Origin of the sequence: Adlercreutzia mucosicola DSM 19490 (genome assembly GCF_000422625.1) — a bacterium.
GTDB classification, from domain to species: Bacteria; Actinomycetota; Coriobacteriia; order Coriobacteriales; family Eggerthellaceae; genus Adlercreutzia; species Adlercreutzia mucosicola.
This window is the reverse complement of sequence record NZ_AUGK01000004.1, coordinates 150106-167381: the sequence shown is the minus strand read 5'-3', so window position 1 is coordinate 167381 and position 17276 is coordinate 150106. Positions and strand designations below refer to the sequence as shown.

The 17276-nt window shown below is 66.4% G+C and carries 9 protein-coding genes; all 9 read right to left on the bottom strand.

The window, feature by feature from the left end; translation table 11 throughout:
* Nucleotides 1–28 precede the first annotated feature (28 nt).
* A complete protein-coding gene (locus tag G503_RS13220) occupies nt 29–1177 on the bottom strand; it encodes a helix-turn-helix domain-containing protein (protein ID WP_156891879.1) in 1149 nt (382 codons plus the stop codon).
* A 52-nt stretch (nt 1178–1229) separates the two neighbouring features.
* The gene (locus tag G503_RS0102275; protein ID WP_156891878.1) at nt 1230–3782 is read right to left on the bottom strand and encodes an FtsK/SpoIIIE family DNA translocase; all 2553 of its coding nucleotides are present in this window, start codon (nt 3780–3782) and stop codon (nt 1230–1232) included.
* A 118-nt stretch (nt 3783–3900) separates the two neighbouring features.
* Nucleotides 3901–5802: a ribonuclease J gene (locus tag G503_RS0102270; RefSeq protein WP_028026310.1), complete on the bottom strand. Its 1902-nt coding sequence runs from the start codon at nt 5800–5802 to the stop codon at nt 3901–3903.
* Between the two features lie 110 nt (nt 5803–5912).
* Nucleotides 5913–6815: a 4-hydroxy-tetrahydrodipicolinate synthase gene (gene dapA, locus G503_RS0102265; RefSeq protein ID WP_028026309.1), complete on the bottom strand. Its 903-nt coding sequence runs from the start codon at nt 6813–6815 to the stop codon at nt 5913–5915.
* Between the two features lie 187 nt (nt 6816–7002).
* On the bottom strand, nt 7003–7773 hold the full coding sequence (dapB, locus tag G503_RS0102260; RefSeq protein ID WP_028026308.1) for a 4-hydroxy-tetrahydrodipicolinate reductase: 771 nt from the start codon (nt 7771–7773) through the stop codon (nt 7003–7005).
* Nucleotides 7774–7926: 153 nt separating this feature from the next.
* Nucleotides 7927–13002: an isopeptide-forming domain-containing fimbrial protein gene (locus G503_RS0102255; RefSeq protein ID WP_028026307.1), complete on the bottom strand. Its 5076-nt coding sequence runs from the start codon at nt 13000–13002 to the stop codon at nt 7927–7929.
* A gap of 556 nt (nt 13003–13558) precedes the next feature.
* Complete coding sequence (locus G503_RS0102245) at nt 13559–15781, bottom strand: polyribonucleotide nucleotidyltransferase (RefSeq protein WP_028026305.1); 2223 nt, start codon at nt 15779–15781, stop codon at nt 13559–13561.
* A 161-nt stretch (nt 15782–15942) separates the two neighbouring features.
* Nucleotides 15943–16230, bottom strand: coding sequence for a 30S ribosomal protein S15 (rpsO, locus tag G503_RS0102240; RefSeq protein ID WP_035021466.1), 288 nt, complete (start codon nt 16228–16230; stop codon nt 15943–15945).
* 277 nt (nt 16231–16507) lie between these two features.
* The gene (gene recO / locus G503_RS0102235) at nt 16508–17275 is read right to left on the bottom strand and encodes a DNA repair protein RecO (RefSeq protein WP_028026303.1); all 768 of its coding nucleotides are present in this window, start codon (nt 17273–17275) and stop codon (nt 16508–16510) included.
* Between the last annotated feature and the right edge of the window lies 1 nt (nt 17276).

The window sequence follows — 17276 nt, the reverse complement described above, 5'->3', positions numbered from 1 at the left end:
CCGCAAGCGCGCCGGCTTGCCCGAAATTCTAGTTACCGCTTCCCGACGAGGAGCCCTCGTCGGAACCACCGGAATCGCCCGAGCCGGAGCCCTGCGACGAGCCCGGCGAGGACCCGTCCGCCGCCCCGTCCGAGGCGCCGTCGGCGCTCTGGCCCGCAGGCTCGCCGCCCGCAGCATCCCCGCTGGTACCGCCGCCGACGCCGTTCTCGCGGCGCCAGTCCTCCAGCACCGTGGCGAAGTCAACGGTGTAGGAGTACACGCCGCCCTTGGTCTCGGTGGGCTCCACTTTCTCGCCGTCCACCGTAAGGTCGACGCTGGACGGATCGCCCGACACGACGAACTTCAGCGTGCCGGTCACGTCGTAGGAGTTCTCCTTGGGGCCGGTCACTGTGTCGGCCTCCTTGGTCTTGCCGTCTACGATCACCTCGATATACACCTTCTTGCCATCGGCGATCTTGTAGGTGAACTTGGCGCTGGTAGGAGCCACCGGCTGCACCGCCGGCGCATCCGGTGTGGGATTGTTCGCATCCGACCCCGTATCGGTGCCGGCGGGGTTCGGCATGCCGGAGATGGGAATGGAGGGCGTGTCCTCGGCCGGAGCGCTCTTATTGCCGAAGGCGAAGGACAGCACCACGATGAGCAGGATGAGGATGATGGCGCCCACGACGAGCAGCGGCAGCATGGAGCCGAAGTTGGCCGTGAAGCCCGGGGCCTGGCGCCCCTGGACCAAGTTGGTGTACTGGGGCTGCGGGGCCGGACCGCTCCGGCGACCGCGATCGGCGCTGCGGCTCGGCCGCTGCGGACGGCCGTGGCCGTCGTCGTAGCGGTCGCGGGAGGCGCGCCCCGGAGAGCGCCGCGGCTCGGGATAGTCCCCCACCCGCTCGCCGCGGCCGCGCTCGGAGCGAGCACCCATGGGTCGACGGCCCGTCTCGAACTGATAGGCCTCGTCGCGGTAGGCGCGCGTCGCCTCGGTGGGGTTCACGCCCACCAGCCGCGCGTAGGCGCCCACCATGTTCGAGGTATAGCCGCGCGGGGGCATGCGGGCGAAGTCGCCGTCCTCGATGGCGCGCAGGATGTCCGGGCGGATGCGCAGCTTGCGGGCCGCCGTCGCAAGGTCGAGTCCCTTGCGCTCGCGCGCCATTCGAAGCGTATCCCCGAAGGATGATTGTCTCGCCACGGTCTTACTCCTCTATATCGTTGCAACGCAGGCGCCTCCGCGTCCGGAGGCCCTATTCGTCGTTGGCCTCGAAGGCCTTCAGCGTTTCCAGCTCCATGGCATCCACGAGCACCTCGCGCGGACGGCTCCCGTTCGCGGGGCCCACGATGCCCTTTTCTTCCAATTGGTCCATTATACGTCCAGCACGGGCATATCCGACCTTCAGGCGGCGCTGAAGATTGGAAGTGGAGCCCAAATCGCTTGAAACCACCACATCGGCGGCCTCCCACAGCAGCGGATCGTCCGCCTCCGAGCCCCCCTCGCCCGCCGGCGAGGAATCGCCGAGGGTCACCACATTGGTCTTCAGGATCTCGGAATGGTACTCCGGCTCGCCCTGGGCCTTCAGATGGGCCACTACCGCAGCGATCTCCTCGTCGGGAATCCAGGGGCCCTGGACGCGCACCGGCTTGGGGTACTCCGGCTTCGAGATGAGCAGGTCGCCCCGGCCGATGAGATTCTCGGCGCCCGTGGAGTCCAAAATGACGCGGGAGTCGATGCCGGAAGCCACCGTGAGGCCGATGCGGCAGGTGATGTTCGCCTTGATGAGGCCCGTGACCACGTTGGTGGAGGGGCGCTGGGTGGCGATGATGAGGTGGATGCCCGCTGCGCGCGCCAGCTGGGCGATGCGGCTGATGGAGAACTCCACCTCCTTGCCGACGTTCATCATAAGATCGGCCAGCTCGTCGATGACGATGACGATGTAGGGAATGGGCTCGCCGTAGGGGTTCTCCGGCGCCTCTCCCCCGTCCTTCTCGGCCGCCTCGGCAGCCATCGCCGCCGCGCGGGCCTTCTCGTTGAAGGAGATGATGTTGCGCACGCCGCACTTCGAGAACATCTTCAGGCGGCGCTCCATCTCGGCCACGGCCCACGACAGCGCGCTCGAGGCCTCGCGGCACTCGGTGACCACGGGCACGTACAGATGGGGAATGCCGTCGTAGGGAGCGAACTCCACGCGCTTCGGGTCGATCATGATGAAGCGCACCTCGGCGGGAGTGGCCCGCATGAGGATGGACATGATCATGGAGTTCACTTCCACCGACTTGCCCGAGCCGGTGGTGCCGGCGATGAGCACGTGGGGCATCTTGGCCAGGTCGGACACGATGGCGTGGCCCTCGACGTCCTCGCCGATGGCCACCTGCAAGGGTCCCGGCTCGGCCTCGGCCAGCACGTCGGGCAAATACACCATCTGGCGCACGCGATTGGGCACCTCGATGCCCACGTAGTTGGTGCCGGGGATGGGCGCGAAGATGCGCACGCCGGGAGCCGCCAGGGCCAGCGCGATGTCGTCGGTGAGGTTCGTCACCTTGCTCACGCGCACGCCCGAGGGCAAATCCACCTTGAACAGGGTGACCGTGGGACCCTCCACCCAGCCGACGACGCTCGCGAACACGCCGAAGTCCTCCAGGGTGCCCTGGAGCTCGGCGGCCACCTCCCGCAGCTCCTCCTCCGTGGAGCCGCGGCGCTTGCCGTCGCCGGTGGCCAGCAGGTCCATGGAGGGCAGCTGGAAGCCGTCGCGCGAGGGCGCGGGGGCCGCGGCCTCCTTCTTGGGCTTCGGCTTGGCGGTCGCCTTCTTGCGCGGGTTGGCCGTGGCCGCCGCTGCCGCCGCCTCGGCGGCCCGAGCCTCCTCGGCGTGCTTGCGGCCGAGCTTGCGGGTCATGGGACGAGCCGGCTCCTCGGCGGAGATGTCTCGGATGGCGGCAGTCTCGCGCGGGTCGGGCGCGGCCACGGGGGCCAAGCGCTCGGTCAGGGGCGCCGCACCCGGCACGGCACCGGCAGCTCCCCGCGCGTCGTACGTCGCGCCGAGACCGTCGCCGGTCGCGTCCAGGCGCTGGGTCAGGGCGCCGGCCGCTTCGGGATCGAGGGCGCGGGAGCGGCGGCGCGGCTGCTCCTCCATGGCCAAGCGCGACGTGACTGCCCCCGGGCGGAAAGACGCCTCGGGCAGCGAGTCGTCGGCCGCCCCCGACGCGCTGCGACCGCTGTGGCCCCGGCGCATGGCCCCGAAGAGCCCCTCAGGCATAGAGGGGGCCCGGGCCGCCCATTCGGCCTCGTGGCGGGCGCGCACCTTCTCGATGAAGGCGGACACGGAGAATCCGATGATGATCACGCCGCCCACGGCCAGGCCCAGAAGCAGGATGGCCGAGATGATGCCGCCGAACAGCGTGAGCCCCACCCAGGCCAGGGCCGCGCCCACGTACCCGCCGTGGGACACGAGTGCCCCGTACTCGAACAGGTAATCGGCCCCGCCGCCCGGCGTCACGGGCGTGAACAGGGCGATAATGCCCAGCAGCGCCACGAGAATGAGGCCGAGGCCCACGGTGATGCGCAGGGGCATGCGCTCGGACTGCTGGCGGTAGAGCACCGTCGCGCCCACCGCCACCAGGAAGAACGGCATGATATAGCAGCCCACCCCGAACACGAGGTGCAGCGATTCGGACAGAAACGAGGTGACGATGGCGCCCGTGGGCGCCACGGCCGCGATGAACAGCACAATGCCGAGCAGGACGAAGCCCACTCCCACCATGTCGCGGCGAGTGCGATCGTCCAGGATGCGGGGCTCGGGCTCCACTGCCCGGCTGCGCGCCGCGCTCGGACGCCTCGTACCGCTTTTAGAAACACCGCCGCTTGCGTTCTTCTTCGATTGAGCTGCGTTTTTAGCTTGCTGCGAGTGTCGGGCCACGGGAAATCTAAACCTCCAAGATGTTCACGACGACCATGGGGCGCTGCTTGGTGCGCTCCCACAACAGGGACAGAAGCCCGTCGCGGGCCGCCTTGCGCAGCTCCTTCACGCCGCCATCCTTACCGAGACATTTGCGCAGGGCGCCGGCCACCGTGGAGGCCGCCTCATCGGCCAGGTAGTAGTCGTCCCCGCCGGTGATGCCGTGCATGGACACCTGAGGGTCGCCCACCACGCGCTTGTTCTTCATGTCCACGGCCGCGGCCACCGAGGCAAAGCCCTGGTTGCCCAGGGTGTTGCGCTCGTCGAGCACGTCCTGGGAGGTATCGCCCACCGACAGGCCGTCCACGTACACGATGCCCGAGGGCACGCCCTCGCCGCGCTCGATGCCCGCCGCCGACAGCTCCAGGGAATCGCCGTTCTCCAGGATGTAGATGTTATCGGCGTCCACACCCGTGGCCTCGGCCAGCTTGGCGTGGGCCCGCAGGTGGGTGGCCTCGCCATGGACCGGCATGAAGGCCTTCGGCTTCACCAGAGTGAGCATGATCTTCAGCTCCTCGGCGCCGGCATGGCCCGACACGTGCACCTTGCCGCGGCTCTTGTCGTACACATCAGCGCCGATCTTGGCCAGGGAGTTGATGACGCGGGTGACCGCCTTCTCGTTGCCGGGCACCGGCGTGGCCGAGATGATGACGGTGTCGCCCTCTTCGATCTCGATGGTCTTGTGCTCGCCGTTGGCGATGCGCCCCAGGGCGCTTAAGGGCTCGCCCTGGCTGCCGGTGCACATGATGACCACCTGGTCGGAGGGGATGCCCTTCAGATCGTAGGCGTCGATGAGGTTGTCGTCGGAGATCTTCAAATATCCCAGGCGCCGGGCGATGTCGGTGTTCTGGATCATGGAGCGGCCCGTGACCACCACCTTGCGGCCGTTCTTCACCGCAGCGTCGCAGATCTGCTGCATGCGGTGGATGTGGCTGGCGAAGGAGGCGATGATGACGCGGCCGGGGGCCTGGGAGATGATCTGCTCCAGCGTCTTGCCCACCTCGGCCTCGCTCGGCGTGAAGTTCGGGTTCATGGCGCCCGTGGAATCGCTCATCATAAGGTCGACGCCCTGCTCGCTAAAGCGGGTGATGGCGGCGAAGTCGGTGGTCACGCCGTCGATGGGCGTCTGGTCCAGCTTGAAGTCGCCGGTGTGCAGCACGTTGCCGGCCGGGCTCTGGATGAACAGGCCCACCGCTCCGGGAATGGAATGGTTCACCGCGAAGAAGTCCACCTTGAAGCAGCCCAGGCGAATCTCCTCGCCGGACTTGATCTCGATGAGGCGGGCGTTCTTGATCTTGTGCTCGGCGAACTTGCCCTCGATGAGCCCCAAGGTGAGCTTCGTGGCGTAGATGTTCACCGTGCGGTCCAGGTCCTTCAGCAGGTAGGGCAGCGTGCCCGTGTGGTCCTCGTGGCCGTGGGTGATGATGATGCCGCGCAGCTTGTCGGCGTTCTCCAGCACGTAGGTGTAGTCGGGCAGGATGAGGTCGACGCCGGGATGGTCGTCGTCGGGAAACATCAGGCCCGCATCGTCGAGGATCATGTCGTTGCCGCACTCGAAAGCGGTCATGTTCTTGCCGATGGCGTCCAGGCCGCCGAGCGGGATGATGCGCAGCGTGGCATTGGGGTCCTTCGAGGCCTTCGAGCCGCGACGGCTGCGACGGCGCTCGCCGGCCTGCTGGCTGCCGTCGGCGCCCTCGCCGCGCGACAGCTGCGGACGCTTGCGCTCCAGGTTCACCCGCTTGAAGGTGGTGTTGTTCTTGCGGCTGCCGTTGCCGCGACCGCGCTGGCCGCCCGAGCGAGCGCCCTGGCCGTTCGAGACCTTGTCGCCTTCGCGCGACGAAGCCGTTTTCTCCTGTTGTTCTTTAGCCATTGATATCCTTCTCTTGTTCGGTCCCGCCGCGCCCTGCGGCAGGTCTTATCTTGCAAAAACGCCGACCCGCCCGTGGCGGACCGGCGTCTACCATGTCGGGGAATACGCCCCTAATCCAGCACGCCCACCTCGCGCATGATGGCGGCCAGGCGCTTGGACTGCTCGGGAGTGGCATCCACCAGCGGCAGGCGCACGCCGCCCACCGGAAAGCCCACCAGGCTCAGCGCCTCCTTCACGAGGATGGGATTCGAAGTTTCGAACAGGCCGTTCATCAGCGGCAGCAGGGCCTCGTTGGCGGCCTCGGCGGCGTCCCACTCCTCGCGGGCGGCCAGATCCACGATCTCCTTCATGCGCTCGGGGGCCACGTTGCCGATGGTGGAGATGACGCCCGCGCCGCCCAGGCGCATGATGTCGAGCGTAGCCGAGTCGTCGCCGGAGTACACGGCGAAGTCGGCCGGCGCGTTGTCGATGATGAACTTGATCTGCTCCATGCTCCCCGAGGCCTCCTTGATGGCCACGATGTTGTCGCAGTTGTGGGCCAAGCGCAGAGTGGTCTCGCCCTCCATGTTGATGGAGCAGCGGCCGGGGATGTTGTACAGGATGATGGGCATATCCGTGGAGTCGGCGATGGTCTTGAAGTGGCGGTACAGGCCCTCCTGGGGAGGTTTGTTGTAGTAGGGCACCACGCACATGAAGCCGTCGACGCCCAGCTTGGCGGCATCCTGAGCGAAGTACACCGTATCGGCGGTGCAGTTATCGCCCACGTTCGCGATCACGGGCACGCGCCCGTTCACGGCGCGCACCACGGCGCGGAACAGCTCCAGCTTCTGGGGGTAGAACACCGTGGGGCTCTCGCCGGTGGTGCCGTTCACGATGATGGAGTCCACGCCACCGCGCACGAGGCGGTCGGCCAGCTCCTGCGCCCGGTCGAGGTCCAGTTCCAGGTCGCGGTTGAAGGGCGTGACCATGGCGGGAATCAATCGTCCGAAACGAGGCTCTTTTTTGAACTGCATCGATCTTTCTCCTTATTGCCCAGCGGCGGGCACGGCCGCCGACCATCAAACTCGCCCGCTATTATGCCACTGATGTTCGCCTGAGAGAACACCGCAGCGTCGAAGTTCGCCAAACGAACAAGCAAACGGCACCCCGCCGGGTGGGAGCCCGACGGAGTGCCGCTGAGAGTATTCGCGGGATGGCGCCCTAGTCCATAAAGGTTTCCAAGCCCACGATGAGGCCCTCTCGCTCGCCCACGCTGCGGATGCCGAGCAGCACGCCGGGCATGTACGAGGTGCGGTCCCACGAGTCGTGGCGCAGGGTCAGCGTCTGGCCGAGCGAGCCGAAGATGACCTCCTGGGAGGCCACGTACCCCATAGAGCGCACGGCGTGCACCGGCACCCCGTCCACGAGCGCCCCGCGGGCGCCCTCGGCCCCGGGCATCTCGGTCTCGCGGCCGGGCGCCTCGCTCACCCGCGGGCTGCGGGCCTCGGCGATCAGCTGGGCCGTGCGCACCGCCGTGCCCGAGGGGGCGTCCTTCTTGTTGCAGTGGTGGAACTCGATGACCTCGGCCTCGGGGAAATAGGGCGCGGCGGCCTTGGCGAACTCCATCATCAGCACCGCGCCGGTGGTGAAGTTGGGCGCGTAGAACAGCGCCGCGCCCGCAGCCGCACCGGCGGCCAGGGCCTCTAAGGTCTCGGTGGGAAGCCCCGTGGTGCCCACCACGCAGTCGACGCCGCGGGGCAGCGCCTCGGCCAGGTTGCCGGCCACCACGGCCGGCTGGGTGAAGTCCACGAGCACATCGGCGTCCACGGCGTCCAGGGCCTCGGCCACCGTGGCGAACACCGGGAAGCCGTCGCGGGCCGACCCGTTAGGATCGATGCCGCAGACCACGACCATGTCATCGGCGGCGCTCACCGCGTCCACCACGGCCGTGCCCATGCGGCCCCCGCATCCTGCCACCGCTACGTTGATCATAGGGAACCTCCTCTGAAAGGCGAGGGGCCGCGCGGCCCCGCGTTCATCGTTCGACGGCCCCATGGTACACCAAGGGGGAGCCGCGCCGGGCGACTCCCCCTCTACAGGAACATTACGCCGGCGCTGCGGCGGCGCACGGGACGCGGGCGCCGCCTACCGGGCACCCTCCTCGCGCCCGCGGCGCACCAGGCAGAGCACCATCGCGGCCGCTGCGGCCGCGCACAGAAGCAGCGGCAGGCCGACGAGACCCCACACCTCGTCGCCGGTCTGGGCGAGCGGCTTCTTGTCGGCCGGCCTCACGCCGCCCTTGGCGTCGGTGCCCTCCGGATAGGCGGCGTCGGCGTTGGCGACGCCCTTGTGGTTGCGGGCAAAGGATTCCCAGCCCTCGGAGGGCTTGAACGGCTCGCCGGGGGCGGGGCGCGCCGAGCCGCTGGCCACCTCGCTGGGGTCTACCTGGGAGGGAGGCGTGCCGTAGGCGTTGGCGACGTTGCCGATGTCGGCGCCGATGGCCGCCTCGGTCACCTTCACGTCGAACACGAGAGTCGACTGGCGGCCGCCGGCCACATCGCCCGCGCGGACGCCCAGGGTGCGGGTGGCCGCGTCGTAGGCCGAATCGGGCACGGCGCGCTCGGTGCCGTCGGGGCCCGTCACCTTGATGGATCCGGGCACGAGCTCCACGCCCTTAGGCAGCTCGTCGCGGAACACCGCGTCGTACCACATGGTGTGCGGCTCGGAGTTGGCGAGCACCACGGTGTAGCGCACAGTGTCGCCCACATGAGTCGTCTTGTCGTCGCGACTCGTGTTCTTGGCCGTCTTGGTCACCGAGATGTCGGCGTCAGAGCCCTCCACCTGCGGGTCGCGCGGCAGCACCGGGGGCATGTCCGGGTCGGTGGCCGGCGGCGTGGACACCAGCTCGTCTTCGATCTCGGGCCAGGGCTTCGTGGGCACGAAGGGCGTGCCGGGCTTGGGCTCCTCCGTCGCGGGCGGGTTGCCCGGGTCGGTGCCCTCGGGGTGCTCGCGCTCCCACTCGTCAGTGGGCGTCTCGCCCAGGGTGCCTCCCTCGATGGGGAAGTCGTCGGGTCGGCTCGGGGCCGCCGGGTCCTCCCCCTCCTCGGGATCGCGGGTGTCCACCGTGGAGGTGATCTCCACCTCGAAGGTGAGGGTGGCCTCCTCTCCGCCGTACAGGTCGCCGGCGTTCACGGCCACGATGCCCGTCTTCGGGTCGTAGGCGCTGTCGGGCACTTTGTACTTGTTGCCCTGGGCGTCGACAAGCTCGATGGTGCCAGGCTTCAGATCGGCGCCCTTGGGCAGCGTCACCTTGATCACCGCGTTGGCGAGCTTCGAGTCGGGGGCCACGTTCTCGGAGGTGGCGGTCACCGTCAGCGTGTCGCCGATCAGAATGCGGTCGTCCTCGTGCTTGACCTCGGTGTCCTTCGTCTCCACCTTCACCGTGGTCACGATATCGGCCGCCGCCGGGTCCTTGGGCAGCACCGGCGTGGGGCCCACGGTGCCGGGGTCGGCGGGCTGGGGGTTGTCAGGGTCGTTCGGGTCGGGCTTAGCGTCGTCGCCGACGATCACGATGTTGTCAGGAGGCAAAGGCGTGGCGGGCTCGGCCGTCTCGCCGGGGTCCAGGCCGTCCTCGGGCTTGCCGTAGCCGCCCGTGCCGCCCGGCTCGTTCTTGATCTCGGGCAGATCGCCGTCCTCGGGACGCTCGCCCAGGCCATCGGGCACCGTGGCGTTGAAGCGCACCGAGGTGGACTGGCCGCCGTAGACGGTGCCGATCTCCTTCTTCAACGTGGAGGCGCTGAAGGTGTAGTCGCCCTTGGCCACCTTCTTCCAATCCAGGCCATCCCAATCGAAGCCGTCGTAGAAGGCGCTGGTGCCGAGCGCCGTGCTCTTGTCGGTGCGGGTGGCGTAGTTCGGGGCCACCTGAACGCTGCCATCGGCGAAGGTCAGGCGCGCGTCGATGGCGTCCACCAGCTCGGCGCCCTGCCAGGCGGAGCCCGGCGTGAGGTTCAGGCCGGTCACCGTGTACTCGATCATATCACCCGGGCGCGGGGGCATCAAGGTGCGGTCGGCCGCGGAGCGCGCCGCTAGCGCAGTGACGCCCGCGGCATCGGACGCCGCCGGGAACGCCGCGAGCGAGAAGGCCGCCACCTGGGCGCCTGCCGCCTCCGCCAGTGCCGTCAGGTTGCGCTGGGTCAGGCGGATCTGCACCTGGGGCTGAATCGAGGGATCTGGCGTCACGTTCACCGTGAGGATGTACTTGATGCCCGTGTAGAGGGCGTTGGGCTTCTGCTCCATGGTGATGACCGAGGTGCCGCAGCTGTTCACGCGGATCTGCACCTTGCCGTTCTTGTCCAGCGCCGGCTTCCCATCATCGCCCATGATCAGGTCGGCCACAGCCCCGTTCGACACGCTCCACGTGCCCGCCGCCGACGAGCTGGAAGTCACCTCCAGGGCGAAGAAATCGCTCACCGCGTCGGCAGAGTCCTTCTTATGGAAGTCGCTGTAGTTGGCCGTGATGGTCTTGCGGATGATGGTCATCTTGCCTGTGGGATTGTCTGGATCGGGATCGATGGGGTCGTCGTCTTTGATAGTCACGTTACCTTCGGGCTTCACGTCGCCCTCGGGAGCTACGGGGATGATAAAGGTATCGTCGTCCTTGGCATTCTCGGGGTTCTTGTCCACGCCCTGGATATAGTTCTTATCGGCGAGGTACTCGATGTTCACCTTGTGCTCGCCGCCGTCGCCCGCCTGGGCAAGCAGCTCCAGCAGGCCGTCGCGATTCGCCGGGTCCAGGTAGTAGGTGACCACGGTGGCATGGCGCGTCTCCTTGCCGCCCTTGGCCGCGTCCACCTCGATGTCCTTGATCTCGAAGCTGGAATGGGGCGATGCCTCCACGCCTTCCTCGGTCAGCGCGATGGCATCGCCGGCGTTCTTGCCGTCGATCTTCACCTGAAACGACCCGGTGGGCGCGGCGCAGGTCAGCGCCGTGGTGTTGGCACTGCGCACGTTGAAGGTGAGCTTCAGGCGATTGCCGGCCACCCCGCTTGCCGAGCTCTGGGTGATGGGCTTCCAGTCGCCCGTGGCCACATCCAAATGGCCCCATTCCACGCCCTGCAGGTCGAGCACCGCGGGCACCGGCGTGATCTCGGCCCATCCGGTGATGCGATGGCCCCAGTACAAGTTCGCGAACTCCGGCGTCTCGGCCTTCTCCTTGGAGACCAGCTGCACGCGGAAGACGCCGGTGTCCGAGGGCATCGTCTTGCCGGTGACCACTTCGCTGTCGGGCAGCGGCGAGCCGTCCCGCTCGTCATAGGGCTGGTAGGACACCTCGATCTTGTCGGAATTCTTCAGCTCGGTGACGGTGCCGTCCTTCTCGGTGATTTTGATGGGCTTGTCCGCCGACACCGTGAAGGGCTCGAAGGCGAGACCGTTGTAAGCCTTCTTGAGGCTGCCGAAATAGGCCTGCTGCTCGGCCGAGAGCGTATCTACATCGATATCCACATAGGCCTTCAGCGTAGAACCCTGGCTGCCGCCCACTTCCTCCACGTACAGAGGCTCGATGTCGTGCTCCTTGCCTGCGTCGTCGAGATAGGACATCGTTACGGTCACGTTCTTGCCCGTAGCGTCCTCAGGCACCCATAGATACAGCTCTCCGTTATTCAGGTACGAGGGGGCACCGTACTCCTGCTCAATGTTATTGATCTCTAGCTTCCATTTGGAAATGGGAACAGTCTTATTCTCCCCCGCACTGAACCGACTGGACAGATTGATGGTGAGCATCTGCACTTTATCAGCGTCGGGAAGCCCTGATACATTGTTGTCCGACTCATATTTTTCAACGTCATCCCACGAGGTGATACCCTGGGTATTGTAGGCGGTACCTCCGATACCCTGGAATGCCGGAGTGCCATTCGAACGATTCTGAACCAGCACCGAACCGCCGGTCACGATCGTGTAACCCAATGCGGCACCAACCGAGCAGAGCGGAGGATTCGTGCCGTCGATGCCCTCCACTTCGGTAATAAGCGTACCACCTGTAACGCGAACAATATGATTGCGATTCGAAGAAGGTCCGTGAGCGCAACTCTGACCGAAAGCGTTACCGTGGCCTCCATTTTTGGCAGTTACATAACCGCCATTCAAAGTGATGTCGCCTGCCACCGTGTGATAGTTGTCATACTGCGGGTACTGAATGAGGTGAACGCCAGTCAGACTCTTAATCCAACTCGCAATGGGCCCGAGGAAGCTGTAGCCGTTGGAGTTCTCCTCACCTCGAGGAATATCAATAGCGTCGGGCTTGGGCGAGCACGACATGTTAACGCTGTTGCTTGCGTTTTGGACGAAATAGCCCAAACCCGAGCCGATACCAGAACCGCAATAACCCGATCGGGAGGTGATCCTGCCACCATTGACCGTAATGATCGTGCCCGAACCAGCAGCACCACCACCGATGCCAGCTCCGTTGGAATAGCTCGTTTTCCCAGTAAAAGCATCGGCGTTGACAACACCGCCGTTAATGACTATAGTACCCGCGTTTTCCTTCGGCCCCGATCCGATGGAAGCTGATTGGCCGCCGGCCAACGTCTGCAAAGAGCCCGGCTCATCAGAGTCCATCTTCACGAGCGGATCGCCACTGGAGAGAACCGCACCCCCTACGAGAGACACGTCGGAACCAATCATTCCGTTAGCAGGGGTAACGATATCGTTCAGATTGAATTTCGAACCACCGGCCCTCACGTTGGTCACGCTGTCGTCAATAACCAGAACAGAGCCCCACCCGCATCGAATCCCAGGCCACCCGTTGGCGTTCGCATTGGTGTTCTTCAGCACATTGGCCGTTCCGTCGGCCAATGTGAGATAGAGCATCGTCTTGTTCTTGATCTGGTCGGCATGAGTTACCTTGACGCCATCGCCATCTTCGTCGGAATTCGTAATCATGTTGAGGGGCGATGCCGTAGCAGTAGAGATGTTCACGCCGGCGAGCGTGAGGTCGGCTTTTACGCCTTTGTCAATCTGAATGGTCTGGGCTGTGGTGGTCACGCCAGCAGCCATTTTTATGGTAAGCGGTTTAGAAGTAAGAATGTGGAGAATGCTGCCGTCGAAGCTGAAGTCAACGCCTTCGGTGCCGCCGGTGATTTCGAACTGGCATCCGTTGGGCGTAGCACGGCTGCCCTCCGAAGCGCCCGCAGCGAACACCGAGGCCGCAGCGTTCACGACCATTGCAGCGGCCGCGTTTGCAGTATCTTCGGAAGAGGAGGGGTTGTCGGCCGGGACATCGGCCTCGGGACCAGCCGGATCGGGCTGGTCGGGCGCGGGGGCGGCCCCGTCGTCGGCAGAGGGCTCGCCGCCGGTCGATGGCTGCTCGGCGACGTCGTCGAGCGGGGCGTCGAAGGCGCTCCCGTCAGAAGTTATCTCAGAAGCGAGGGGGGGGGGTAGATGTGTTTTCACCGTCCGCGTACGCGGAGATCGCCGTGGTCGGGATGGACAGACCGCAGGCGAGCGTCACCGCAAGGGCGCAACGGAGAAACTTATGCTGGTGCAGGTTCCTCATGATCTTCTCCTGGCTCTCTCTATCGGGATGAGTCGCGAAATCGGCTTCGATGCCCTTTCGCAACACTCTCGTTACCAAGCTGTAGATAACGCCTGATTATATACCGACTCCGAGCCTAAGGAAACCCCAACTTCCCCACCAACCAAAGAGAGCCGCGCGACGGCGGCTCTCTGGGGGTGCGGATGGCGCGAAAGCCATCCGTCATGATATAAGAGGTTGAGGGGTCTAGGCCTCGTGGCGACGGCGCGGGGTGCGGCCGGCGCGGCCGGGACGGTTGTCCTCCCGGCGCTCGCGACGCTCGCCATGGCCGTGACCGCGCTCGCCGCGGTCCTCGCGACGGGCCGGGGCGCTCCCCTCGGGGGCGTCCGGCTTGTCCAGACGATCGAGCGAGATCTTACCGGTCTTCGGATCCACCTCCAGCACGACCACCTTCACCACGTCGCCCAGGTTCAGCACGTCCTCCACCTTGCCCACGCGGCCGTTGGCCACGCGCGAGATGTGCAGCAGGCCGTCCTTGCCGGGAGTCAGCTTCACGAAGGCGCCGAAGTCCTTGATGCCGACGACCTCGCCCTCGAACTCCTCGCCCACCTCGGGCTCCTTCACGATGCCCAAGATCATGGCCTTGGCGGCCTCCATGGCGGTGCCGGATACGGCGCCCACGTGGATGGTGCCGTCCTCCTGGATGTCGATGGAGGCGCCGGTCTCCTCCTGGATGCCGCGGACGACCTTGCCGCCAGACCCGATGACATCGCGGATCTTGTCCACGGGAATCTTGATGGTCTCGATGCGCGGCGCAGTCTCCTTCATCTCGGCACGCGGGCCGTCGATGGTGGCGAGCATGGCCTTAAGGATGTGGGCGCGGCCCTCGTGGGCCTGCTTCAGGGCGCGGGCGAGAATCTCCACGGACAGGCCGCGGGCCTTGTTGTCCATCTGCAGGGCGGTGATGCCGTTGGGCGTTCCGCACACCTTGAAGTCCATGTCGCCGAGGAAGTCCTCGATGCCCTGGATGTCGGAGAGCACGACCACGTCGTCGCCCTCCTTGATAAGGCCCATGGCCACGCCGGACACAGGGGCCGAGATCGGCACGCCGGCGTCCATGAGGGCCAAACAGGAACCGCAGGTGGAGGCCATGGACGATGAGCCGTTGGACTCCAGCACCTCGCTCACCACGCGGATGGCGTAGGGGAAGGCGTCGGTGTCGGGCAGCACCGGCAAAATGGCGCGCTCGGCGAGAGCGCCATGGCCCACCTCGCGGCGCTTCGGGGCGCCCATGCGGCCGGTCTCGCCGGTGCAGTAGGGCGGGAAGTTGTACTGGTGCATGTAGCGCTTGCCCTCTTCGGGCCAGATGGTGTCGAGGCGCTGCCACTCGTTGAGCATCCCGAGGGTGCACACGGACATGACCTGGGTCTGACCGCGCTGGAACAGGCCGCTTCCGTGGACGCGGGGCAGGTAACCCGGCACGATGTACAGCGGGCGGATCTCATCGGCACTGCGGCCGTCGACGCGCTCGCCGGTCTCGATGATCATAGCGCGCATGGCCCGCTTCTCCAGGGACTTCAGCGCGGCCTTGATGTCGCTGCCCCAGGCAGTGCGCTCCTCCTCGGTGAAGTCGTTCTCGGTGATGGCGGCCTTGAGCTGCTCCACCTTGCCCATGCGGGCGGCCTTGTCGGCGTCCTTCAGGGCCGCGGACATCTCGGCCAGGTGCGCGTCCACGCGCTCGGCCACCGACGGGTCGGCCGCATGGATCTTGTACTCCATGGGGGTGGGGTTCACGCGGGCGAGGAAAGCGGCCTGCTTCTCGCAGAAGGCGGCGATGGCCTCCTGGCCGAAGGTCATGGCGGCCAGCATGTCCTCCTCGGAGATCTCGTCGGCGCCGGCCTCCACCATAGAGATGTAGTCAGCGGTGCCGGCGATGGTCAGCTCCAGATCGGAGGTCTCCATCTCGGTGTTGGTGGGGTTCACGATGAACTCGCCGGTCTCGGCATTGCGGCCGATGCGCACCGCGGCGGCCGGCCCGTCGAAGGGGGCGCCGCCCACGAGCAGGGCCGCCGAAGCGCCGGCCACGCAGATGGTGTCGGGCAGGTGCTCCTCGTCGATCACAAGCGGGGTGGCAACGATGTGCACCTCGTTCTTGTAGCCGTCGGGGAAGCCGGGGCGGATGGGACGGTCCACCATGCGGGCCACGAGCGTACCGTGATCGGACGGCTTCGCCTCGCGCTTCAGGTAGCCGCCGGGGATACGGCCCACGGCGTACATCTTCTCGATGAAATCGACGGTCAGGGGGAAGAAGTCGTAGTCGCGCTCCTGGTTGGAGACGACGGCGGTCACGAGCACGCTCGTCTCGCCGCAGGTGACGAGCACAGCTCCGGTGGCCTGGCGGGCCAGCTCACCCGTCTCCAGGCGGTACTGCTTGCCGTACAACTCGAATTCTTCGACAATCTTGGTCATGTCTTCTTTTCTTTCTCTTCTCCTCCGCGCCTCATTGCGCGGAAGCTCCTTCGGAAGCGGGCTACTTATATTCCCCCGCTCCCGCGACCGCGGCGCACCCTTGCGCCTACGACCGCTCTATACAGCAAACGGGGCCCCGAGGGGCCCCGTACCTGCTCGAACTAGATGTTGTCGCGGATGCCGAGCTTCTTGATGAGCTCGCGGTACTCGTCGATGTTGCGGTTCTTGATGTACTTCAGCATACCGCGGCGCTTACCGATGAGCATCATCAGACCGCGACGGGTGTGGTTGTCCTTCTTGTGCACCTTCAGGTGCTCGGTCAGGTTGCGGATGCGCTCGGAGAGGATCGCCACCTGCACCTCGGCGGAACCGGAGTCCTGCTCGTTCTTGCCGAACTCGCGCATGAGCTCGGCGGTGCGCTCCTTGGAGATGCTGTCCTTGTTGGCCATGATTGCCACCTTTCTTCTGCGGGAATGCCCCGCGTACCTTCGCCGCTTCCTGCGGCTTTTCCTTGTCGTCGGCTCCGAGCGGGAAAGCGGGTGGCGCATTCGAGCCAGGGGCCGATGGGCTATTTGCACAGCTTGCCCAGTATAGGCGAGCACTCCCCTATCCACAAGGGCCGATCTCGTCAGCGTCACGGTATCTGCACAGGGCGGCGGCCGGCGGCACGGCGGCACAACGGCCGAGAGTCGGGCAAATGCCTCCGGGCGGACATACTCCCCTTCCCTAGAACAGCCCGCTGGCGAAGAGAAACTCGAGCGACTTCAGCGGGCTGCCCACATGGGCGCGCACGAGGGACTGCACCAGGTGCAGCACGGCGAAGGAGGCCGATTCGTCGGCCGGCCCCGCAGCGATGGCGTCGAAGGTGCTTGCGAGGAAGTACTGGCCCCAGCACAGGGTGGCCGCGTCCACCAGCTCGGTCTCCAGCAACGCGCGGCAGCGCTCGCAGGCCACACCGCCCTCGATGGACGAGAACGGCAGGCGCGCGCCCTCCTGCAGCGCCACGGGCTCGCCGCAGCCGACGCACACCTCCAGGCTGGGGCGCAGGCCCGAGAACGCGAGGGTCTTCAGCAGATGGGCCGCCGACAAGGCCAGGCGGTGGTTGTCGTCGACGTCGTCCATGGCCTTTAGGGCCCGTTCGGCCGATTGGAACAGCCGCGGGTTCGCCAGCCCCGTCTGAGACAGGCGGCCGAGCAGCTCCAACATGGGCATGGCCGCCGCCGAGGCCTCGACGGAGCAGCGCAGATGATCATGGGCCGCTACGAGCCGCGCCTCCTTCACGATGTCCAGGCTGCGCCCCCGGGCGCAGAGCAGGTCGGCCACGCAGAAGGGCTCGGTGCGCGCAGCGAAGGGGCTCTTCGGCTTGCGGGCCCCCTTCGCCACGGCGCGCAGCTGGCTGCCGTCCTCGGCGAGCATCGTTAAGATGAGGTCGCTTTCCGAGAGCTTCGTGCGCCGCAGCACGAGCACCCGCTGGTTGTAGGTGGGAGCCGCCACG

Excerpts from the sequence above, each read along its gene's own strand:
- G503_RS0102270 (WP_028026310.1), bottom strand. The coding sequence starts at position 5,802 with ATGGCTAAAGAACAACAGGAGAAAACGGCTTCGTCGCGCGAAGGCGAC.
- dapA (WP_028026309.1), bottom strand. The coding sequence starts at position 6,815 with ATGCAGTTCAAAAAAGAGCCTCGTTTCGGACGATTGATTCCCGCCATG.
- dapB (WP_028026308.1), bottom strand. The coding sequence starts at position 7,773 with ATGATCAACGTAGCGGTGGCAGGATGCGGGGGCCGCATGGGCACGGCC.
- G503_RS0102255 (WP_028026307.1), bottom strand. The coding sequence starts at position 13,002 with ATGGTCGTGAACGCTGCGGCCTCGGTGTTCGCTGCGGGCGCTTCGGAG.
- G503_RS0102245 (WP_028026305.1), bottom strand. The coding sequence starts at position 15,781 with ATGACCAAGATTGTCGAAGAATTCGAGTTGTACGGCAAGCAGTACCGC.
- rpsO (WP_035021466.1), bottom strand. The coding sequence starts at position 16,230 with ATGGCCAACAAGGACAGCATCTCCAAGGAGCGCACCGCCGAGCTCATG.